Annotated in this window: 20 protein-coding genes; 2 read left to right on the top strand and 18 right to left on the bottom strand. The window is 37.0% G+C overall.

What is annotated here, in order from left to right; all coding sequences use genetic code 11:
• Positions 1 to 10: 10 nt before the first annotated feature.
• The 17 genes from mfd to KQI21_RS04280 all read right to left on the bottom strand — a co-directional run bounded on the left by mfd (position 11) and on the right by KQI21_RS04280 (position 17,953).
• A complete protein-coding gene (gene mfd, locus KQI21_RS04360; protein WP_216482817.1) occupies positions 11 to 3,529 on the bottom strand; it encodes a transcription-repair coupling factor in 3,519 nt (1,172 codons plus the stop codon).
• A gap of 149 nt (positions 3,530 to 3,678) precedes the next feature.
• Positions 3,679 to 3,909: an anti-sigma-F factor Fin gene (gene fin, locus KQI21_RS04355; RefSeq protein ID WP_216482816.1), complete on the bottom strand. Its 231-nt coding sequence runs from the start codon at positions 3,907 to 3,909 to the stop codon at positions 3,679 to 3,681.
• A 117-nt stretch (positions 3,910 to 4,026) separates the two neighbouring features.
• A complete protein-coding gene (gene pth, locus KQI21_RS04350; RefSeq protein WP_216482815.1) occupies positions 4,027 to 4,590 on the bottom strand; it encodes an aminoacyl-tRNA hydrolase in 564 nt (187 codons plus the stop codon).
• A 347-nt stretch (positions 4,591 to 4,937) separates the two neighbouring features.
• The gene (locus KQI21_RS04345; RefSeq protein WP_216482814.1) at positions 4,938 to 5,573 is read right to left on the bottom strand and encodes a 50S ribosomal protein L25/general stress protein Ctc; all 636 of its coding nucleotides are present in this window, start codon (positions 5,571 to 5,573) and stop codon (positions 4,938 to 4,940) included.
• 248 nt (positions 5,574 to 5,821) lie between these two features.
• Positions 5,822 to 6,775 carry a ribose-phosphate diphosphokinase gene (locus KQI21_RS04340; RefSeq protein ID WP_216482813.1) on the bottom strand — a complete coding sequence of 318 codons (954 nt, stop codon included), beginning with the start codon at positions 6,773 to 6,775 and terminating at the stop codon, positions 5,822 to 5,824.
• 16 nt (positions 6,776 to 6,791) lie between these two features.
• Positions 6,792 to 8,171 carry a bifunctional UDP-N-acetylglucosamine diphosphorylase/glucosamine-1-phosphate N-acetyltransferase GlmU gene (gene glmU, locus KQI21_RS04335; RefSeq protein WP_216482812.1) on the bottom strand — a complete coding sequence of 460 codons (1,380 nt, stop codon included), beginning with the start codon at positions 8,169 to 8,171 and terminating at the stop codon, positions 6,792 to 6,794.
• A 447-nt stretch (positions 8,172 to 8,618) separates the two neighbouring features.
• Complete coding sequence (gene spoVG / locus KQI21_RS04330; protein WP_021290353.1) at positions 8,619 to 8,909, bottom strand: septation regulator SpoVG; 291 nt, start codon at positions 8,907 to 8,909, stop codon at positions 8,619 to 8,621.
• Between the two features lie 188 nt (positions 8,910 to 9,097).
• The gene (locus KQI21_RS04325; protein WP_216482811.1) at positions 9,098 to 9,349 is read right to left on the bottom strand and encodes a hypothetical protein; all 252 of its coding nucleotides are present in this window, start codon (positions 9,347 to 9,349) and stop codon (positions 9,098 to 9,100) included.
• 404 nt (positions 9,350 to 9,753) lie between these two features.
• Positions 9,754 to 10,602 carry a pur operon repressor gene (purR, locus tag KQI21_RS04320; RefSeq protein ID WP_216482810.1) on the bottom strand — a complete coding sequence of 283 codons (849 nt, stop codon included), beginning with the start codon at positions 10,600 to 10,602 and terminating at the stop codon, positions 9,754 to 9,756.
• Between the two features lie 66 nt (positions 10,603 to 10,668).
• Positions 10,669 to 11,520, bottom strand: coding sequence for a 4-(cytidine 5'-diphospho)-2-C-methyl-D-erythritol kinase (gene ispE, locus KQI21_RS04315; protein WP_216482809.1), 852 nt, complete (start codon positions 11,518 to 11,520; stop codon positions 10,669 to 10,671).
• A gap of 237 nt (positions 11,521 to 11,757) precedes the next feature.
• Positions 11,758 to 11,937, bottom strand: coding sequence for a small, acid-soluble spore protein, alpha/beta type (locus KQI21_RS04310; RefSeq protein WP_216482808.1), 180 nt, complete (start codon positions 11,935 to 11,937; stop codon positions 11,758 to 11,760).
• 180 nt (positions 11,938 to 12,117) lie between these two features.
• Complete coding sequence (gene veg / locus KQI21_RS04305; protein ID WP_216482807.1) at positions 12,118 to 12,384, bottom strand: biofilm formation stimulator Veg; 267 nt, start codon at positions 12,382 to 12,384, stop codon at positions 12,118 to 12,120.
• Positions 12,385 to 12,804: 420 nt separating this feature from the next.
• The gene (gene yabG / locus KQI21_RS04300) at positions 12,805 to 13,683 is read right to left on the bottom strand and encodes a sporulation peptidase YabG (RefSeq protein ID WP_216482806.1); all 879 of its coding nucleotides are present in this window, start codon (positions 13,681 to 13,683) and stop codon (positions 12,805 to 12,807) included.
• Positions 13,684 to 14,004: 321 nt separating this feature from the next.
• Complete coding sequence (rsmA, locus tag KQI21_RS04295) at positions 14,005 to 14,889, bottom strand: 16S rRNA (adenine(1518)-N(6)/adenine(1519)-N(6))-dimethyltransferase RsmA (RefSeq protein WP_216482805.1); 885 nt, start codon at positions 14,887 to 14,889, stop codon at positions 14,005 to 14,007.
• A 2-nt stretch (positions 14,890 to 14,891) separates the two neighbouring features.
• Complete coding sequence (rnmV, locus tag KQI21_RS04290; RefSeq protein WP_216482804.1) at positions 14,892 to 15,452, bottom strand: ribonuclease M5; 561 nt, start codon at positions 15,450 to 15,452, stop codon at positions 14,892 to 14,894.
• A gap of 213 nt (positions 15,453 to 15,665) precedes the next feature.
• Positions 15,666 to 16,913, bottom strand: coding sequence for a resuscitation-promoting factor (locus tag KQI21_RS04285; RefSeq protein ID WP_216482803.1), 1,248 nt, complete (start codon positions 16,911 to 16,913; stop codon positions 15,666 to 15,668).
• Positions 16,914 to 17,182: 269 nt separating this feature from the next.
• A complete protein-coding gene (locus KQI21_RS04280; RefSeq protein WP_216482802.1) occupies positions 17,183 to 17,953 on the bottom strand; it encodes a TatD family hydrolase in 771 nt (256 codons plus the stop codon).
• A gap of 169 nt (positions 17,954 to 18,122) precedes the next feature.
• Here KQI21_RS04280 and KQI21_RS04275 point away from each other — a divergent pair, with 169 nt between their 5' ends.
• On the top strand, positions 18,123 to 18,305 hold the full coding sequence (locus KQI21_RS04275; protein ID WP_216482801.1) for a hypothetical protein: 183 nt from the start codon (positions 18,123 to 18,125) through the stop codon (positions 18,303 to 18,305).
• A gap of 765 nt (positions 18,306 to 19,070) precedes the next feature.
• On the opposite strand, the gene metG is transcribed toward KQI21_RS04275, so the two are convergent.
• The gene (gene metG / locus KQI21_RS04270; protein WP_216482800.1) at positions 19,071 to 21,026 is read right to left on the bottom strand and encodes a methionine--tRNA ligase; all 1,956 of its coding nucleotides are present in this window, start codon (positions 21,024 to 21,026) and stop codon (positions 19,071 to 19,073) included.
• 666 nt (positions 21,027 to 21,692) lie between these two features.
• Between metG and abrB the strand changes: the two genes are divergently transcribed.
• On the top strand, positions 21,693 to 21,971 hold the full coding sequence (abrB, locus tag KQI21_RS04265; RefSeq protein ID WP_216482799.1) for a transition state genes transcriptional regulator AbrB: 279 nt from the start codon (positions 21,693 to 21,695) through the stop codon (positions 21,969 to 21,971).
• Positions 21,972 to 22,286 lie beyond the last annotated feature (315 nt).

Here is a 22,286-nt window from a genome sequence, read left to right as displayed (position 1 = left end):
TACCAATTTTTTACGATTTACGATTTGCATCTGTTAGTTTTTCCATAAATTCTGCTACATTAGAGTAACGCTCGGCTTCTGTATCTTTTGTGTATTTAAATACAAGCTTTAACTTATTCTTTTCAGTACCCAACTGTACGCCTCGGCCAAATGTATTCGCTATTTCAAATAGTTTTGCGCCATCAATTTGCTGACTACGTTCTTCATCTACGAGTACTTCTATTTTGTTATTTTTTTCACTAATTGATACTATTCGTTCCCGCTTAGCTAGCATTTTTAGTATTGCTACCGTAAATAAATGATCAACTTCCTTCGGATAATCACCAAAACGATCGATTAATTCATCACGTAAATCATCCGCATCTGCTCTGGATTCCATCGTTTGAAATTGTTTATAAATATCAATTTTCTGTTTTTCATCATCAATATACTCATCAGGAATATATGCATCGATATTTAATGTTAATTCTGATTCAAACGGTTTAATATCTTTTGTATCCTTACCTTCTTTTCGAGCATCAATCGCTTCTTTTAGCATTTGTGAGTACATATCAAAACCTACTGAATCTATAAATCCATGTTGCTGAGCACCTAATAGATTTCCTGCTCCGCGAATGGATAAATCACGCATCGCTATTTTAAATCCGGAGCCTAACTCCGTAAATTCTTTTATTGCTTGCAATCTTTTTTCTGCTACCTCTGTCAACACTTTATCTCTTTTGTACGTAAAGTAGGCATAAGCTACTCGATTAGAACGGCCGACTCGACCACGCAATTGATACAGTTGACTCAATCCCATCCGATCCGCATCATTGACTATCAACGTATTTACATTAGGAATATCGACACCAGTTTCAATAATGGTTGTGCTAACAAGTACATCAAATTCTCCTTCTAAAAAGGCGAAAATGACATTTTCCAGTTCTGTTTCGTTCATTTGTCCATGAGCAACAGCAATTCTTGCGTCAACATGTCTTCCTAGCTCTCTCGCTACTTCTTCAATATTTTCTACCCGATTATGAAGAAAGAATACTTGCCCACCACGTGCCATTTCTCGTTCGATTGCTTCACGAATAAAAACGGGATTATACTCCATTACGTATGTTTGAACTGGGAAACGGTTTTCTGGTGGTGTTTCGATAACAGACAGATCACGAACACCAAGCATAGACATATGAAGCGTCCTCGGAATTGGTGTAGCCGTCAGGGTAAGTACGTCTACATTTGTTTTCAGCTGTTTAATTTTTTCCTTATGTTTAACTCCAAAACGCTGCTCCTCATCGACAATTAGCAGACCCAAATCATGGTACTGTACATCTTTAGATAAAAGACGATGCGTTCCAATAACAATATCAATCGTACCTTTTCGTAATTTCTCCAATGTTTCTTTCTGTTGCTTTCTAGTTCGGAATCTACTCAATAATCCAATAGATATTGGATAATCCTGGAACCGCTCTCGAATTGTCTCAAAATGCTGCTGTGCCAAAATAGTAGTAGGGACTAATAAAGCCACTTGCTTATCATCCATAATTGCTTTAAATGCTGCACGAATAGCGACTTCGGTTTTCCCATAACCTACATCACCGCAGAGCAAACGATCCATTGGGCGTTCTTTTTCCATATCTCGTTTGATCTCTTCTATACAACGCAATTGATCCTCCGTTTCTTGATATAGGAAGGATGCTTCAAACTCTCTCTGCATTTCTGTATCTTTTGAAAAAGCAAATCCCTTTCTCGCTTGTCTTTCAGCATACAGCTTAATTAAGTCATCTGCTATATCTTCCACGGAGGATTGAACTTTGCGTTTTACTTTTTTCCATTCACTTCCGCCTAATTTATACAACCTAGGCTCTTTTCCTTCTGAGCCAACGAACTTTTGAACTTGATCGATTTGATCAATCGGTACAAATAACTTATCATCGCCGGAATATTTGATTAGCATATAATCTTTATGCAAATCGTTTACTTGTAATGTCTCAATACCAAGATACTTTCCAATACCATGGTTTGCATGGACAACATAATCGCCAACCTTTAATTCTTGATAATCCTTAATTCGCTCAGCATTAGATATTTTCTGCTGTTTTCGCGGCCGTTTTGTTCGTTTCTTAAATAACTCCTGCTCCGTAACTAGAACTACCTTATGCATTGGCAATTCAACGCCACTGGAAATATTACCTACTGTAATCGTCGGTTTTTCAACTGGAAGATACAGATGTTTTGCAATACCAAATTCCATATCATAATCCAGGAAAATAGAATGGATCTTTTCAGCTCGGTGTTCATCTGGCGCTACAACGATAACGGAGTAATCCCCTTTTTTCCATCTTTTCAATTCATTCTTTAATAAATGCATTTGTCCATGGAACTCTTGCATCGGTCTAGAGGATAAATTAATAATATTTTTCGGTTGTGTATTTGGAATATGGCGTAAAAATACAGACATATACAATCGCGGCTGTTTCATTCGCTCCCAAATGGTATGCCAATCAAAGAAGACACTATTTTTTACCATCTGATGAGATGCTAGGAGGCTACTATACCAATCTGCCTCTTCTGTATCCAAATGTAAAGCCGTCTCTTGTATTCGACTCATTTCATCGATAATAATTTGGCCATCAGGCGGTAAATAGTCTAGTAAACTAGCTGGCTGACTATACAAATAACCGATATATTTATACATTTCTGAAAAATGTTCCAGATTTTTCAAACGTTCTATGTCAGCCTTTACCACCTCTGTAAGCGTTTCCTTTGATTCTTTAGATTTGAGCGTTTTTAATGTTTCAGCAAGCGCTTCCTCGACACGCTCACCAGCAGTGTAAATATCAGATTGACTCAACAATAACTCTGTAGCTGGACCAATTGTAATTTCTTTCAGTTTATCTAGTGAGCGCTGCGTTTCTGCGTCAAAATACCTAATCGAATCAATTTCTTCATCAAATAATTCAATGCGAATCGGATGCTTCTCGGTGAGTGGATAAACATCAATAATTCCACCACGTCTACTAAACTCACCAGGAGAAGTAACCATGGAAGCATGATTGTAGCCCATGTCTACTAAAGAAGATAGGTAAGCTTCAACATCGATATCCTCACCTAGTTTAAAAGGAAGTTGATATTTCTCCCAATATTCTGGTGGAGGAAGGATTCGCTTTAATGCTGCAACAGGAGCAATTAAAATTCCCGACTTATTTTTTGACCATGCCATTAATGACTCGATACGCTGACTTCGTAATTCGGGACTAGCAATAGCAATTTCTGATGCAATTAATTCGTTCACTGGATATAAATGGACTTCTTCTTCACTAATAAATCCAGTAAGGTCATCATATAATTGTTGCGCCTGTACTAGTTGATGTGTTACAAGCAAAATAGGCTTATTGACCTCACCATGAATAGCGGATACAAGCAGTCCTCTAGCTGAACCAGATAATCCAGCAACTAGCTGCTCATCCATTCCAGCTAATATTCCTTTAATCACAGACTGTATATCTTCTTTCGATTGTAAATATGATTGTATACCCTTCATTACTAAACCTCCACTTACATTGGGTGACGTAAGTCTTCACAAGCGAATCTGTATTGACTTTTCCATGCTTTGTAATGTCTAAGTCTTCACCCTTTGTATATACAAGCACAAAAACGCCTTGGTTCTATTACCAAAGCAGCAGCTTGCTTTTATTGTATAAAAAAGTCTAATTCATGATAATGTGGATGATGTCCTAAGGCCTCTTCACAATTCTCACAGATAACCTTTATATGGACATCTCCATTTGGTTTATAAGTGATCATCTCTTCTTTTTCCTTCATTGTTAATTGATCAAAACCTAGCATTGTTGTATCTAAAACCTTCTGTTGAATACTTCCTATTTTCTGACCACAATGCCTGCATAAATATATGATAGGCAAAAGGAGCCACCTCCAATAACAAGTAGTTATTGGTAATAAGTGTATCCGAAATTGCCTTCGTCTATACAAATGAAAGAAGTGGTTCAATTTAAGTTTGTGTTTTATTTTATGTGGTGATTACTTATTATATTCGTTCATCACTTCATCAAACGGCTTATTTATCCAGGCCTCACATGCATCTGCTGCTTTTCTTACCCCTTGCATGACTTCCTCTAGTTCATTTTTAGGGAAGGATTGAAGTACGTAATCAACGATAGTAAGTGATATTGTCTGTGGTCTTCCAATACCGATGCGAATTCGTTTAAAATCTTTTGATCCTACATGATTAATAATAGATCTAATGCCATTATGTCCACCGTGCCCACCTTTTTGACGTAGGCGAATTTTACCTACAGGTAAATCTAAATCATCAAAAATAATCAAAATATTTTCTAAATCAATATTATAATAATCCATCAACGGTCTTACAGCTTCGCCAGAAAGGTTCATAAACGTTTGCGGCTTTATCAGCATAACTTTTTCTGTTTCTAATTGACCGATGGTATAGTACCCTTTAAATTTCGTTTTGTCGAGCTTCCACTGATGGCGCTTTAGTAACTCATCAATAACCATAAAACCTGCATTATGTCTTGTGTTATCATATTTATTTCCTGGATTTCCCAATCCAATAATACATTTCATCATAACTTCTTCCTTTGTTTAATATCTTTCTAAAACAAAAACACTAGGTATAGAATAATAAGTTTTAACCTATAAAAACCAAACTTCTGCAGGACTTAAATGTAGATGACCTGTTGTCCAGCTTCTACACTATCTATACTTTCATCTTATCTGTCACACATTTTGAAAGATTTTATACTTGCTTAAATAATACAACACAACTCTCCCCCCTAAACAGGAGGGAGAGTGCTTCCTCATCTATAAGCTGATACACGAACCCTCTTTCACATTAATAAAGTATAGACATTGAGAGCTCTTACTTGAGACATGCTCCAATTAGTTTGAGGGTTGTGATTACTTTATTTAGCTTAAGCTTCTTCTTTGTCCTTTTCGGCACCGACTAATTCCGGCTCAGCATTTTCAGCTGGAGTTTCTCCCTCTAAATCTTTAGCTGTGTCTGGAGCTAATACTGTTACAACTGTAGTAACTTCATCATCTAAAATAGTGTAATTACCATCCGTTTTAATATCACCAACAGCGATACTATCACCTATTCCAAGATCAGAAATGTCCACAACAATTTCTTCTGGAATGTCAGCAGGCTTTGCACGCACTTGCAATTCATACAATGGCTGTTGTAACACACCTCCATCCTTCGTTCCTATCGCTTCGCCTTCCAGACGCAAGTTCACTTCTACATCCATCTCTTCAGCCATATCAACGATATAAAAGTCTGCATGAATAAGTTCATCTCTCAATGGATCAATTTGGTACTCATGCAACATTACATCAACAGGTGCTTCATTTTCGACATGCAATGAAATTATCGTATTTCTTCCTTCATCACGTACCGTTTTTACCAGTTCGATTCCATTAACAGAAATAGATTTCGTTTCTTTTCCCTTTCCGTATAAAACAGCAGGCACATGACCGCTATTTCTAATCTCCTTTGTTGCTGATTTAGTATGATCTTCTCTTAATTGCGCTGCTAATTTGACTGCCATATTTATCATCCTCCAAAATTTAACAAAAAACCTTGACTTGTTGCAGTACTTCTATCTTGAAATTTTACGTTTTTAATTTCATTCATGCAATTAATTCATAAGAATCGGGGTATTTGACTTGCAGTTCGATCCTTCACTTATTCCTCCCGGGTTTCACCTCGTTATTGAAATGGAGGTCTTACTGCCAGTTACTTTGCGGGATAAAATACACATCATAGATAATACCCGTTTTACTTATGGCTTAAACATCAATCAAATAAAATGCTTACAGATTGTAACTCATGCACACGAATAATCGCTTCCCCAATTAAAGGCGCGACAGACAACTGTGTGATTTTATTAATTTGCTTGTCCTCTGGTAATGGAATTGAATTCGTAATGACTAGCTCTTTTATTTTTGAACTGTTAATACGTTCAATAGCTGGACCTGATAAGACTGGATGCGTACAGCAAGCATACACTTCTTTTGCTCCGTTTTCAACTAGTGCATTGGCTGCAAGAGTAATGGTACCTGCTGTATCAATAATGTCATCGATGAGAATCGCTGTCTTTCCTTCAATATTTCCCACAATATTCATCACTTCAGCAACATTTGGACGAGGTCGACGCTTATCAATTATTCCAATAGGCGCCTTTAAGCGATCTGCCATTTTACGTGCCCGTGTCACCCCGCCATGATCAGGAGAGACAATAATTATATCCTCCAAATTCATTGCTTCAAAGTAATCTGAAAGAATTGGAACACCTTGCAAATGATCGATCGGGATATCAAAAAATCCTTGAATTTGCGGTGCATGTAAATCTAGTGTTATAACCCGATTAGCACCGGATGTTTCTAGTAGATTAGCTACTAGTTTTGCCGCTATGGGCTCACGGGACCTAGCTTTACGATCTTGTCTAGCATATCCATAATACGGCATAACAATATTAATAGATTTAGCTGATGCTCGCTTTAAGGCATCGATCATAATTAATAATTCCATCAAATGATCATTAACTGGAGAACAAGTTGATTGAACGACATAAACATCACATCCGCGGATGCTTTCTTCAATATTAATTTGAATCTCTCCATCACTAAACCGGGATACGGTACACTTCCCCAGCTTAGTACCGATGTGGTCTGCGATGTCTTGCGCCAATTTGCGATTAGAATTTAATGTAAAAACCTTCAAGGATGAATCCTTGTAAGTAGATGCCATGAGTTAATACCCTCCGTTAATCTTTTTTCTGATTTTTTATTTTTGATGCATATCCTTCTTTATTCGTTTGCCGCGCTCTAGCTACTGATAAAGAACCCTCTGGCACGTCCTTCGTAATGGTTGATCCAGCTGCAACATAGGAACCCTTTCCAATGGTTACAGGAGCAATGAGGTTTGAATTGCATCCAATAAATGAATCATCTTCAATTGTCGTTACGTATTTATATTTGCCGTCATAGTTCACTGTTATTGTACCACAACCAATATTCACATTGCTTCCTACGTGCGCATCACCTATATAGCTCAAGTGAGAGACTTTGCTATTTTCCTTGAGTTCTGTCTTTTTAATCTCTACAAAATTACCTATTTTACCGTTATTTCCAATTGAGCTTTCAGGACGAAGATGAGCATATGGCCCAACTTTTACATGATTGCCAATTTTACTATCACTAGCAACACTTTGTTTAACAATCGTTCCTTTTCCTACATAACAATTGATTAGCTCTGAATAAGGGCCGATCTCTGTCTCCTCTTCAATCACAGTTTCGCCTTTAAGGATTGTCCCAGGGTGGATAATTGTATCAGCACCAATTTTAACATCTGGTCCAATATATGTGTGCTCTGGATCAATTATCGTTACACCATTTTTCATATGCCGTTCATTGATACGCAACTTCATAATCTTTTCTGCCTGTGCCAAAGCAACTCGATCATTAATCCCTAAAGTTTCATCAAAGTTATGCGTTATATACGCACTCACAATTTCCCCTTGCTGTTGGAGGATTTCTATGACATCCGGCAAGTAATACTCACCCTGTGCGTTATTATTAGAAACATGCTTCAATGCTTGAAATAATGCTTGATTATCAAAACAATATGTACCTGTATTAATTTCATCTACAAGTAATTCCTTGTCATTTGCATCTTTATGCTCTACAATTCGTTCTACACTATTTGCTTCATTGCGAATAATCCTGCCATAGCCGAATGGATCAGGGGCTTTTGCAGTAAGAATTGTCGCTTTTGCTCCTGATTTTTCATGATGATCAATAAGAGATTGATATGTTTCCTTTGTAATTAACGGTGTATCGCCACAAACCACAATGGTTGTACCTTCTTTGTCTTGTAAAAGCGCTTCAGCCTGTAGCACCGCATGCCCAGTTCCAAGTTGTTCCTCTTGAAGAACAAACTCACTTTTAGTACCAATATGCTCCTTGACATCTTCAGCACCAAACCCGACAATGGTAATTACTTTATCCACATTCACGCTGCTTATTTGATCAATGACATGTTGCACCATTGGTCGACCTGCTATAGGATGGAGTACTTTGTAGAGCTTTGATTTCATTCTTGTACCCTGTCCAGCCGCTAAAACAACAGCATATCGATTCGTCATATAAAGAAACCTCCATCATTTCGATTTACCCATTATGAATATATCTTAAATGACAGCTCATTTCAATAGATAAACCATGTAAATCAAGGCTTATAACAATGCAAAGCTTTCCATTTTCAGCAGAATATTCGATTTAAAGAAGTTCCACCGGAAACCATTATCTAGTTGTATTTATAGAGATTGTTGTTCAAAAACATCATAAAAAAAACGTAACAAATTTCTTTGTACGTAAAAAGGAGTCAAGCCAACCGCGAACGAAAATTTTAATGTTTAAATATGTGCAACTAATCGCATTCTCCAGTACCCTCCATTTTCTTTATATGAAGAACGCATGAAATTTTTCCTTGTATAAAAAAGGGAGTAATCGTTTTCAACAAAAAAAGAAGGCTAACCTGATGTAGATTAGACCTCTAGTTGCTATAAAATATTATTATTAGAAAAGATTGCTTAGGAGGCTCCTGCTTCTTCATACTTTACTTCTGCCTCACCTGCTCGATGATACTCTTCTAACACAGCATCCTGAATTTTTGCCCGTGTCCCTGAATTGATCGGGTGAGCAATATCTCTAAATTCACCATCCGGGGTTCGCTTAGATGGCATCGCTACAAATAGCCCATTATTTCCATCAATCACTCGAATGTCATGGACAACAAACTCCTGATCCAAAGTAATTGATGCAATCGCCCGCATTCTACCTTCCGTATTAACGCGGCGTAACCGAACGTCAGTTACTTCCATGATGTGTCACCACCTTTTCGCATGAATCTATATTAACTAGTTCAACAAAACTATTAAAAGTCCTGCTAAATTATTAAAAAAAATAAAATATTTTCAATGCTAGATTTTTTCTTATGTAAAGCCAAAACTAGCAGCGCTCGTTTAGCGGCATATAAACGGTAGATCTTCTGATGAAATAAAGGGAAACTTCATTCAAAGAGTACTAAAAGAAGAACACTTTTTCTGCGTGCGATGCGTCGCTGACGTAGCTTTTCTTGTCCTTGAAAAAGAAAAGCACTTTTTCTGCGTGCGATGCGTCGCTGACGTAGCTTTTCTTGTCCTTGAAAAACCGTGATGTATCGCTGTCGTGGTTTTTTTGTCGTGTGTCGCCCCAAACGAAGCAGGAATTTAGAAGTCGTTTCTCTCATAAAAATTGCAATAAATAAGCAGATTTTTTTCAAATACAAATACAGCTTCTTACATTGATAATAAAAAATGCCTCTAAAACAGGGGTATGTCGACGCTCAAGCGACAAGCCCGCTTTTAATCGGGCTGGCTTCCTTTAGATTCGAGACGATGTTGGCGGCTTATCGTAGAGGAAGAAGATCGCAATATAGCCACCATATAGGAGCAGATATAGTTACCTAAACAATTGCGGGAATGCTTCATCAACAAATTCGACTTCTCCATTACACAATAGTGCTATTGAAATATTAAGTTTGATGCGAACTTAGTGTGAATCTCCTACGGAAAAAAGATCTACGCGCAAGCTTGTTAAACTCATCCATATTTCAATCCTACTGCCAAAACTCTCATTCTTGTTCATTAAAATAGGGAAAGCACGTATCTCTTTCCCAAATGACTGCTATTCATTTATAAGCGACTGTCCATCTGTTTTGTAATTTTCAAGATAGTTACCAACTTGTACATCAATCTGCTTTTTCTTTATATCCACATTGGATATTTTTATTAATGATATATAATCGTCAATTACTCGCTCTTCCTCTTCATCATCTGCTTCAGCTAATACCCCAATTCCTTGGACCGTTGCATCAAACTCTTCTAGTAAATTCCTCATACCTGTAATCGTTCCACCAGCTTTCATAAAATCATCAACAATACAAACATTGGATCCCTCTGGTAAACTTCGCTTTGGCAATACCATCGTTTGAATTTTTTTAGAAGAGCCAGATACATAATTAATACTTACAGAAGATCCCTCTGTTACTTTTGGATCTCTCCGCACAATAACTACTGGTACATTGAGAAATGAGGCAACTGCATAAGCTAACGGTATCCCTTTTGTAGCTACGGTTACAACCACATCAATATCCTTATCAGAAAATGCTGATGCAAATACTCTGCCGATCTCTCTTATCGTTTTTGGATCTCCTAATAGATCACTCATATACAAATAGCCGCCCGGAAGGATACGAACCGGATCTTCAAGACTCTGACAGAGTTTTTCTATAAATGCTTTATTTTTTTCATGGATACTAAACGGTATATACTTCACGCCACCACCGGCACCAGTCGTCCGTTGCAAATATCCAATGCCCTCGCGGCGAAATACCTTATCAATAATATCCATATCCTCACTTACAGAAGCTTTAGTTGTTTCTAATCGTGACACAAAATAAGGTAATTGGGTATGCTTCCTCGGATTTTCGAGAAAAAAATTAGACAATACAACTAAACGATTACTTCTTTTCATCTTGACACCTCAAAACCGAATGTTTCTTCTTAATATACCATTATTATACGCTTTTTACCAATATAATTATCCTAACAGCCTTACATAGTATACTTCCTCACAAAAGCCTCGCATGCCATTGTAAATTTTCCTTGCTTTCCTCTCATGCTCGACGAGACCATATACCGTTGGACCACTACCGCTCATTAATGCAGCAGCTGCTCCAGCTTGTTTCAACACATGTTTAATTTGCTGTACTTCGGGATGTTGTTTTATAGTTAAAGGCTCTAAGGCGTTACCTAAGCTATGGCAGAGCTTTTCAAAATTATTTTCTTTCAATGCTTTAATGACTTTAGCTGTTTGTGGGTGAACAATATCCCTCATTACAATCTGTTTGAAAATTGTTCTTGAGGATACCCCGATATCCGGTTTAGCTAAAACTACCCAGCAAGGAGGCGGTGAAGGCAGTGGTTCTACAATTTCCCCACGCCCTTTAACGATTGCTGTTTGTCCACAAATACAAAACGGGACATCTGTACCTAATGCTGCTCCTAGTTTGAGCAACTCTTCTTCCGAAATTTGCATCGACCATAACCGGTTCAGACCTTTTAAGACCGCTGCAGCGTCTGCACTTCCACCAGCAAGCCCAGCAGAAACGGGGATATTTTTTTCAATGGTAATATGCACTCCCTTATGTATCCCATAAGTTTGTTTAAATAAAGATGCAGCTTGATAAGCTAAATTTCGTTCATCGCTTGGGACATATCTACTTTCTAATGAAATTTCAATACGGTCTTCAGCCAATTCATTCAGTATAATACGATCGGCTAAATCGATCGTTGTCATAATCATTTCTATATTATGGTAGCCGTCGCTTCTTTTGCTTAAAACATCAAGTGATAAATTTATTTTCGCGGGTGCTTTTTCAAATATTGCCATCGCCCGTCACCTTCTTGTTTTTTAGATAATGAAATTGTAACATATTCCAAATTATCGAGCGACTACAAAAGGAAAAGCATATACACTTATAAGTTTCAAACAGCTGTACAAGAAGGTTTAAAAGGATTTTTACGCGAGAGCGTCTTGCTTACAACCAAAATTTTTACTCGCTTGAAATTACTTTACGCTAAAATTGTGTATATACACAATATGTATATGAAGAAAAGGCAAACCCGATTAGGATTTGCCTTGTTGCATACTTGCTTCGGCTTTTTCAATAGCTCGTTTCACCATATTTCCAGCATCACGTGCTTTTATGCCGCCCCAGCCTTCCCTTTGCACCGTGTCGTAAAATCCTAACTCTTTGGCAATTTCTTCTTTCAATTGTTCTGACATCATTCCACGTCGTCTAGCCATGAAAGAACAACCCCCTTTAACGTAATGAGTAATTACGACACTTATAGTATGTGCTTCTATTCCAATAACAAAACCGTTATATGTAAACAAAAAAGGAAACATTTAGGTAGAATCGGCATTTAAAATCAATTAGAACTATTCTGTTAATTTAATCTAAAACAAAAAGCAGTAAACTTACGGTTACTGCTTTACAGCGGATGCAATGTTTCGATCGTCCATGAATTTAAGTTCCACTGTTTCTGTTAAAACGTCTGCATAGCTATATGAAACACGTTCGAATGCATTTTCTTCTTGGTCAAGCTCAACGATAAATACAGAAGGATAGGTTTCAGCCAGGATCCCGGACCGCTCAATTGTTTTTCTTCTACCACCATTCGCTTTAAGCTTTAACCGTTTCCCTACCTGACCTTCAAGACCTTGCTTAATTTCGATTAATGTTTTCGCCACTATACTCCACCTCACTATAATTAAGCATACCACAAACTTGTACATCAGTCAAATGAAACTTTTTATTATATCAATATTATATTTTCATTGTCAATCATTTATTTCCCTAATTTCGTTTATTATTTGTAATTGTTAACTTTTTATGCACATTTTGCTTGAAAATCTTGACTAATGGAGAGAGATGCCACTTACCTTTTTCATTGTTATGGGAAATTATATCTCTTTCTACATGGTAGATTTCTTTTTTTAGAAAAACTTGGCTTGTCGCTAAGTATTTAGCGAAAGCTGTAGTTTTTCTTATACTATAAACTCAAAAATTTTATACTTTTCCATAGTATAAAATAACTTCGTCTAGCTGATACATCCGAGCACCTGCGTTTTTGTTCTGACTTGTCCTTTTTAAAAAAAGCAACCTCACCATTAAGGTAAGCTGCTTAAGTCTTGTTCTTCTATATAAGGCAGACCCGTCCTTAGTAAGCCTTTTGTGTCCACCCCTCCCATTCCTTTATTGCCTGTTAGTGTATTTCGAATGGCATCCCATACACTTACTTTCTCCATAAAGGGGGTAAAAGCAATCTTAGCAACGATATACACAGGATCTAAGGCATGGATGTTTACGCGTAATGGAGAACTGGCAAAATTAGCCCCAGCGCGAATTAAGGATTCAAAATGCGATTGACAGGCCCCGGCAAAAATAATTAACTGATCTAAATTTGGATTCATTTTTCTGGCTTCACGAACTGTCTCAACAAAATACTTCGAATTCCTATAAGCACGAATATCATGCTTTGGTCCTTTATTTTTGGAAAATGAATCATGACCAGTAATCACAATAATATCTGGATGAATTTTTGTTACCAATTCTACAATCTGTACCGGCATTTCCCGTTCATGTAAGTGCACACCATGTACCTGAAGACCAATCCGGTTATATAGTTCAATACATTTTTTTAAATACGTCTGATCGCCATCTACATGTAAAACCTTTGCTGGGAGTTGAAAAAATGACGCTTCATACGTAAAGCCATCCGTTGCCTGATAATTTCGTTTTTCCTTCATCAATTGATAATCTTGACGAAACAAGCGATAAGAGAATTCTTCCTTTTCTTTTCCTTTCTGTCTACGCTTTTGTAATTCTCGTTCTTGAACTAATCTTAAATCAGATATCGGTGCATCTGCTTTAAGGCGAATATCTTCGCCAACTAAATCTGCATACTCATCTTTTACAGATGAAATCCGAAACAATACATCATGATTATAAGAATATCTTGTTACTAAATCTCCTTTTGTAAAGCTCATCCTCCACCTCACAGCCTTCCTTGCCCAAACGTTTAATATATCTTATGAATTGCCTAAAAAACTGTGCGTCTGACACAAGTGATCTGCTTTATTATTGGATTCATTTTTTAAAAAGGTTGGTATAAATTAAACTATCACTCAAAAAACGTTTTTCTCTACGAAAGAGTAATCAAAGGTTAAGATCGTTACGTTCTTTACAAGGAGTGACATTTTTACACCATAAAAATATTCCTCCATAAAATATAATCCCCCTAAAAAGCAAATATAGCCTGCCAGGGGGGAATTAGGGTAGATCAAGGGAGTAATCCTTTGTCAATAACATCACTCAGATATTGCACGATAAAATGCATTTGCCATAGTGGCAAATTCCTCTATACTTAATGATTCTCCTCGTCTTGTTCCATCTATACCAACTTGATTAAGAATCGACGTAATTTCATCTTTTATTAAATTAGCTCTAAAAAAGTTTGCTAAATTGTTTCGTAATGTTTTCCTTCGTTGTGCGAAACAAGCCTGAATGAACGAAAAAAAGTAGGCTTCATTATCTACTTCAACAGGCGGGGCTTTACGCGTAACTAATTTTAAAATGCTTGAATCTACATTTGGCCGAGGCATAAACACACTCTTTGGGACATGCATCACTACTTCTGCCTCTGTATAATATTGAACAGCAAGTGTTAATGATCCATAACTTTTACTATTGGGACGTGCAGCCATACGGTCTGCTACTTCTTTCTGAATCATTACGATAAAACTTTCTATAGGTAATCGATCCTTTAACAGCTTCATTAAAATAGGTGTTGTTATATAATAAGGCAAATTAGCAACAAGCTGAACGGTTTCTTCAGCCGGGAAATAAGCAGCAATCAGTTCTCGAACATCGGCTTTTAAAATATCTTGATGGACAATTTCAATATTGTCATATGGTCTAAGTGTATCAGCTAATACTGGTAATAGACGCTGATCGATTTCAAATGCTAGCACCTTCTTCGCATGGATAGCCAATTGCTCCGTTAAAGCCCCAATCCCCGGTCCTATTTCAATAACCCCTACATCCTTAGTAATTCCTGCATGGCGAACAATATTTTCTAAAATATTACTGTCCACTAAAAAATTTTGCCCCAAACTTTTCTTAAAAGAGAAATTATATTTATTCAGTATTTCCTTCGTACGAGATGGGGTAGCAATATATTTATGAGCTGTCATCCTCATTCATCCTCCTGCATGATTTGCATCAGCGCTTGTTCCAATTCATCTTTACTAATTTTAAACATCGTTAATCGTTTTATTAGCTGTTTGCCATTGGTATGACCAATTTGTAATATTTCCCCAAGTTGTTTCCGTTTGCGTGCAGCTTCTATGCCGCCAATTAATCCATAATCGATTAGATGCGTCTTTGTTATATTACTTGTAAAATTTTCTTGCAGTTCATATACAGACGCTAATGCTCGCTGAATCGCTTGAATGGAGGCATGTTCAATTCCTAAGCTTTTATTTTTCGAATGCTTTGCTTTTGCTTGATCACGCGTCAAAAACGCATGCTTACATCCGGGAACAGCCTGATCTATAATATGACGAATACGTTCTCCAGGATAATCTGGGTCGGTAAAAATAATAACTCCCCGCTTTTGCTTTGCATGTTGAATCTGCTTTAGAATGGATGGATTGATCGCAGAACCATTTGTTTCAATTGTATCAGCTTCTACCGCTTGTAGAACCTTTGCTGTATCATCCTTTCCTTCTACAACAATCACTTCTTTTACTTTCACACTCGTCCCTCTTCCTACATGTCTTCATCTTCATTACTTAGTATAACCATTATATCCTAGCACGCTTTGTTTTATGATTCTACGTGAACGTCGCTCATTACAAAATAACTTAGGATTCACCCTAAAGCCTAATAGCGAGCTCCTTACGGATCCTCAGAGGCAGGATAAAATAAATCATGCTCTTATCACTATAACATGATAAGAGCATGATGATTAATTCAACATTTTTACAGTTACGGTTTTAACTCCCCAACTATATGCAGCCTGTTTAGAAGGCACATGCACATCAATACGGTTTCCAACAATGTGTCCCCCTGTATCCGAAGCAATAGCCTCACCATAACCCTCAACCCAAACTTTTGAGCCTAATGGAATAACACTTGGATCAACAGCAATAACCTTCGTATTTGGGTTTGCTTTTAGATTAATCCCTGTTGCTGTTAGACCTGAACAACCGTTACAAGTAGAAGTATATGCGCTTGCTGTCATAGTAAACGTTTTTCCCGTATCAGTATTAGTTCCACTCGAGGAAGTATCGTTATTATCGGACGTTGGCTTCTTATTCGATAACGTTACTAGGTTTTGTTCCTGCTTTGGCTCCTTTGCACCAATTGCAACAACTCGATTTTTACTTTCTTCAATAATTTCCTCATTGATAAGTTCTCTACTTACTTCTCTGCCATTTTCTTTAATAATTTCATAAACCTTTTTAACCTTACCATCTTTTCCTTCCGACAAGACTCTTGTTTCACCTTGCGCTAAACTGCTGTCCTCTTTTTCTTCGGTTGAAAATGCCAGTTTTTCCATGACACTATCTTTTTCTTTTTCCACACGGACAACTGTAACGGTCATATTTTTCATAACCTTTTCATCTAATGCAGGCTTTACTTTGTCAGCGCTGTCTTTTGCGTATTCTACCTTTGCTTTTTCCAGCAGGTCTGCCACCGTACCGCCGGTGGTCCAAATACGTTTTTCTTTCCCACCATCATTAATAGTAATCTGGAATGCCTGATTTACTTTTATATGCAACTCATCTTCAATGGCGTCGCCTTGCTTATAAGATACATCGTCTTGTTCTTGAAAAGAAAGATTATTCTCTTTTAAAAATTCATCTATCGTAGCTGCCGTTGTATAATATTCTTTTTGTTCTCCGTCAATAGTCACGAACACTTGCTTTGCTTTGATGTAATTGATTTCCATTCCGTTTTTAATGGAATCATCTATGTTGTGGGATAAGTGATCATGCTCTCCGACGTTAATATCTAAATCAGCTAGTAATTCCCTTACGGTGTTTTTATGCGTTTTTACTGTTTTTTCTTTTCCGTCTTCTATGAATACGACTTCTGCTTTGGTCGCCTCAAATAAAGTGAATCCGGAAAGTAAAACAAGCGCTAAAACACCGACACACGAAATTACTAACTTTAATGTCGACGCCGGCATTAGCTTTGAAAACATTCGCATGCTTCAGCCTCCCTCTTAATGCATTTTGATTATAGTAACAGTTATATGCAAAGTCAAAGTAATTCCAATTACGTTTGTATTACATTTCGGTTACACGTAAAAATTAATCGCTTTTTATTTTTTTCGAAATCACTTGTAACAATTGATACATATGGGATTAGTCAGCTATTAAAAAGCAAAGAAAAAAAGAAGGAAAGCAATGAAGCTATCCTTCTTTTTTCCGTTTTTTTCCTATTTTTTCACAAATTGTTTTACTTTTATTACAACCCTCATATATTTAAACGAAAGAGAGAAATGGCATTTTTTGTCGTCGCTTCACTAATTTCTTCCAAACTCACGCCCCTAAGTTCTGCTATTTTCTCTGCTATTAACTTTACATATGCAGGTTCATTTCTTTTTCCCCGATATGGATGTGGAGTTAAAAACGGTGCATCAGTTTCAATCAATAATCTGTCTAGAGGTACTTGAACAGCAACCTCTTTTGGCAGTGTAGCATTTTTAAATGTAACGGGTCCACCTAGAGAAATATAGAAGTTCATATCTAAACAAGTCTGTACATAATCAACAGAATCATTATAGCAATGCATAATCCCACCTACGGATGCCGCATCCTCCTCTTTAAGAACCTCAATAATATCTTCTGTCGCTTCCCGATTATGGATAATGATCGGCATGTTAAGCTTTTTAGCTAAACGTATTTGTTTACGAAAAACTTCTTTTTGTACATCTTTCGGCGACTTATCCCAATGATAATCTAGTCCCATTTCGCCAATAGCCACCACTTTAGGATGGGCGGAAAGCTCCTTTATCCACTCTAATTCTCGATCTGTCATATCGATCGCATCAACCGGATGCCAACCGACTGCAGCATAAATGGTCTTATATTGTTCAGCGATTTCAATCGCTAAAGGAATCGTCTCACGATCAAAACCGACGACAACCATATATTTTACTCCTGCTGCAATTGCTCGTTTAATCGTTTCATCACGATCTTCAAAAAAATCTCTAGCATTTAAATGAACATGGGTATCAAATAACAATTCCTTCGCTCCTTTAAGAGGTTGTCAAAAAGTCCGGTAAAATGACACGACAAATTACTTTGCGCATTAATGGATAAAATTTTAAAATCTAATGTAGTGAAAATGTTTACCCCTAATTATGGTTCGTATTTTCCTCGCTTCTAATAGCTTTTATTAACCTGATAACATCGTGAAAACACAGCTCCTGACCCTGACTCGATTGGATCGACAGTACAAGAAGCGCTACGACAGCAACACATCGCACGCAGAAAAAGTGCTTTTCTTTTTCAAGGACAAGGAAAGCTTCTTGAATAAACATCGCGATTTTTTCAAGGACAAGAAAAGCAAAAAGCTTTATCAGCACATCGTATAAAGAAAAAGCGATTTTCTTTTTTTTATACTATAGGAAAGTATAAAACTTTATGGTTTATAGTATAAGAAAAACTATAGCTTTCGCCATAAAGACTTGGCGACAAGCCAAGTTTTTCTAAAGAAAAGACGTTACATTTTTAGCCTTTGTTCCACTTCAAGGAGAAAAATACTCCTTGAAAAAAATTTCATTATCTCGTTAGAAGTTTCCGGTTTGTAAGTCAATAACCAAGCGCCTGCGCTTTTATGTCTAGCTTATGCCGTCGGAACGTAGTGAACCAAGACTCGATAGGACGTGGTCGTAAATGTCGACAGTAATACTATAACTTCAAGGACGCCTGAGATCTTAGCCGACCTTGGTCTTTTTTGTCCTCTTCTTTTGAACTGAACCATAAATTAAACGAAGCAGGATGGGCATTTAGGAAAAGACCAAGCTTTATCCCGTATGTAAGGTGCCGTAAGACTCCCACTTCAAGAGCCTGAGTTGGTACAAAAGGGTCTAAGTGGGAGAAAACGGAATCTAAATACCCGATTCGTTCAAGGGCTTTTAGGTCATACCCTTGTGGTACTAACATTCAGTAGGAGATGAGAGAAAACTCCTACTGAATGAAGTTTCACTTTATCCCGGATGTAAGGCTCCGTATTTTTCTCATTTCAAAAATGTAAAAACGGATCCTAAATCCCCGATTGGTTCATCTAACATTTCTTAGGAAAAGCATTCCAAGAAATGAAGTTTCACTTTATTAGCATTGGTCTTTTTCCACCTATATTATTTTACAACCGATCCATTTGGAAGCGATGATTCTACAGTAGCTAATACAAGCTTCCCTGCTTTATCTTCACCAGAAAGAATCATGCCTTCTGATTTTTCTCCACGTAATTTAACCGGTTTTAAGTTTGTTACACAAATAACTTTCTTTCCTACTAATTCAGCAGGCTGATAGTGTTCAGCAATACCTGAGACAACTTGACGTTTTTCACTTCCTAAATCCAGTTGGAGTTTTAATAGCTTGTCTGCATTTTTTACAGGCTCTGCTTTCAATACTTCAGCAACACGCATATCTACTTTCATAAAATCATCAAACACAATTTCTTCTTTTGCTTCTGCTGATTTTCTTACCTGTTTTTTCGGTTCTGGAGTATTTTGCATCATCGCTTTAATTGCCTGTACTTCTTTTTCTACATCTAGTCGCGGAAAGATCGGCTTGCCTTTTTGTACCTTGACTCCTGCTTTAATTTGCCCTTCTTTATATAGGCTATCCCATTGTTTAAGTTCTTCGTCCGTAATATTTAACTGACGGAAAATTTCCGTAGGCGCATCTGTAAGAAATGGCTGCAACATAACAGCAATCTTACGTAAATGTTCAGCAAGATGAGCCATGACATTTCCTAGGCGGTTCTGATTGGTTTCATCTTTTGCTAAAACCCAAGGCTCTGTTTCATCAATGTACTTATTTGTTCGTCTAATTAATTGCCAGATAGAAGCCAGCGCCACAGAGAATTGCATTGCTTCCATTGCTTGCTCTACTTTTTTCACTGTTTCTTTGCCAAATGCTTCTAGAGCTGCATCGATATCTGTCTCAGAAGCTTGATAAGCTGGCATTTCACCAGCAAAATATTTGTTAATCATCGCAACAGTACGATTAAGCAAATTACCTAAATCATTCGCTAAATCATAATTAGTTCGTTCAACAAATCCCTCCGGTGTAAAAACTCCATCAGAGCCAAATGGCACTTCACGCAGTAAATAATAACGAAGTGCATCTAAGCCATAACGATCGATCAACTTAACCGGGTCGATGACATTGCCTTTTGATTTAGACATTTTTCCATCTTTCATTAAAATCCAGCCATGGGCAAATACCTTTTTCGGTAGAGGCAGATCTAAAGCCATTAACATAATCGGCCAATAAATGGTATGAAATCTAACAATTTCCTTACTCATTAAATGAACATCAGCTGGCCAATATTTCTGAAATTTAGAATCATCGTCAGTACCATACCCTAAAGCGGTTATATAGTTGGTCAATGCATCAATCCATACGTAAATAACATGCTTTGGATCTCCGGGTACTTTAATCCCCCAATCAAAGGTTGTTCTAGAAACTGCTAAGTCCTCTAATCCAGGTTTAATAAAATTATTTAACATTTCATTTTTGCGGCTTTCGGGCTGAATAAACCCTGGATTTTCGTCGTAGTATTGAATAAGCCGATCAACATACTTACTCATCTTAAAGAAATAAGATTCTTCTTTTACCTTCTCTACTGGACCTCCACAATCTGGACAATGTCCGTCATCTAATTGTCGCTCCGTAAAAAATGATTCACAAGACGTACAATACCAGCCCTCATACTCATCTAAGTAAATGTCACCTTGTTTAACAAGCTGATCAAAGATTTTTGCAACGATTTTTTTATGACGTTCTTCCGTTGTACGTATAAAATCATCATTTGTTATTTTTAATTTTTTCCATAATTTTTGAATGCCGGCTACAATATTATCTACATATTCTTGTGGGGTAACCCCGCTTTCTGTAGCCTTCTTTTGAATCTTTTGTCCGTGCTCGTCCGTCCCTGTCAAATACATGACATCGAACCCGTGCATCCGCTTATATCGTGCAACAGCATCTCCTGCTACTGTTGAATACGCATGACCAATATGCAATTTTCCACTAGGGTAATAAATGGGTGTCGTTATATAAAATGTTTTCTTATCGTTTACCATACCCCTACCTCCTTGTACATCTACCTACATCCTTTTCTAAACTATTACTATTGTAGCTTTTCTCATGCTATTTGCCAAATAGTGTGTAGAAAAAATTTTCCGTAAGAAATTTAGAAAAACTTGGCTTGTCGCCAAGTCTTTATGGCGAAAGCTGTAGTTTTTCTTATACTATAAACCATAAAGTTTTATACTTTCCTATAGTAGAACAAAAGCTAAGAGCGCTAGGTTAGTGATGTACAAACTTTTACAATACACAAATACGATACTAAAAATTGTAAATCCTATGGAATAAACTCATCAGAAATTTCAGCAAATAATCCCTATCAAGTACCTTTTACTATTCATCCGAAACCGTTAAGACGAAATATGGTAAAAATTTGTCGAATAAACTTCCAATTTTTACATATAATTTTCGTGTTCTCTCCTTCAATAGTATTGACAAAGAACACCTGAAACAGACCTTAAATAAAGGGATATCGACCATGATCAAATTATTTAATTTTCTGGTAAATAATTATTGACAGAAAAAAGAAACACTGGTATTCTATTGCATAGAAACCTGTCGAAATATGACGATTTTTCTAGTTACTAAATTTATTGGAGAACGCTGACACTTACAATAATAAGTATAGTCACGTTTTTCCTACCGTAGGGGGGAAAAGTAATTTGAAGTCCACCGGAATTGTCCGTAAAGTTGATGAACTCGGCCGTGTAGTAATCCCAATGGAACTTCGGCGTACACTGGAGATCCAAGAAAAGGATGCTATGGAGATTTACGTTGAAAATGACAAAATTATTCTAAAAAAGTATAAGCCTAACATGACTTGTCATCTTACAGGAGAAGTATCTGATGATAACTTGTCCTTGGCAAACGGTAAACTAGTTCTCAGCCCAGAAGGCGCAAAACAATTAATTAAAGAAATAGAATCGAGATTAAACAATTAATTGTACAAAAAATGTGCGCCCATTTTACATCACTTCGTACCTGTGCCTGTACCCGTATTTCTATACGCTAGAAAGAGATAATTTACAAATTACAAAACTTTTTATTTTTCTAGATTATTCATGGCATCAAGGTTGGTTTCCCTTACATGGGCGCAAAAAATACTATACTACCTTTACGTTATCAAAAAGGTCGGATGCTTGCATTTTGCACGTCAGACCTTTTTTTGCTGTCCATTTATCCCACATCTAACTGGCAGTAAGACCTCCACCTCGGGGAGTAAGAGGAATCAAGAAGTCTAGGTGGAGGAAACTTAC

This window comes from Virgibacillus proomii (assembly GCF_018916875.1).
Classification (GTDB): domain Bacteria; phylum Bacillota; class Bacilli; order Bacillales; family Amphibacillaceae; genus Virgibacillus; species Virgibacillus proomii_B.
Note: the sequence above shows the minus strand (reverse complement) of the source record. Positions and strands in the feature narration are given on the sequence as shown.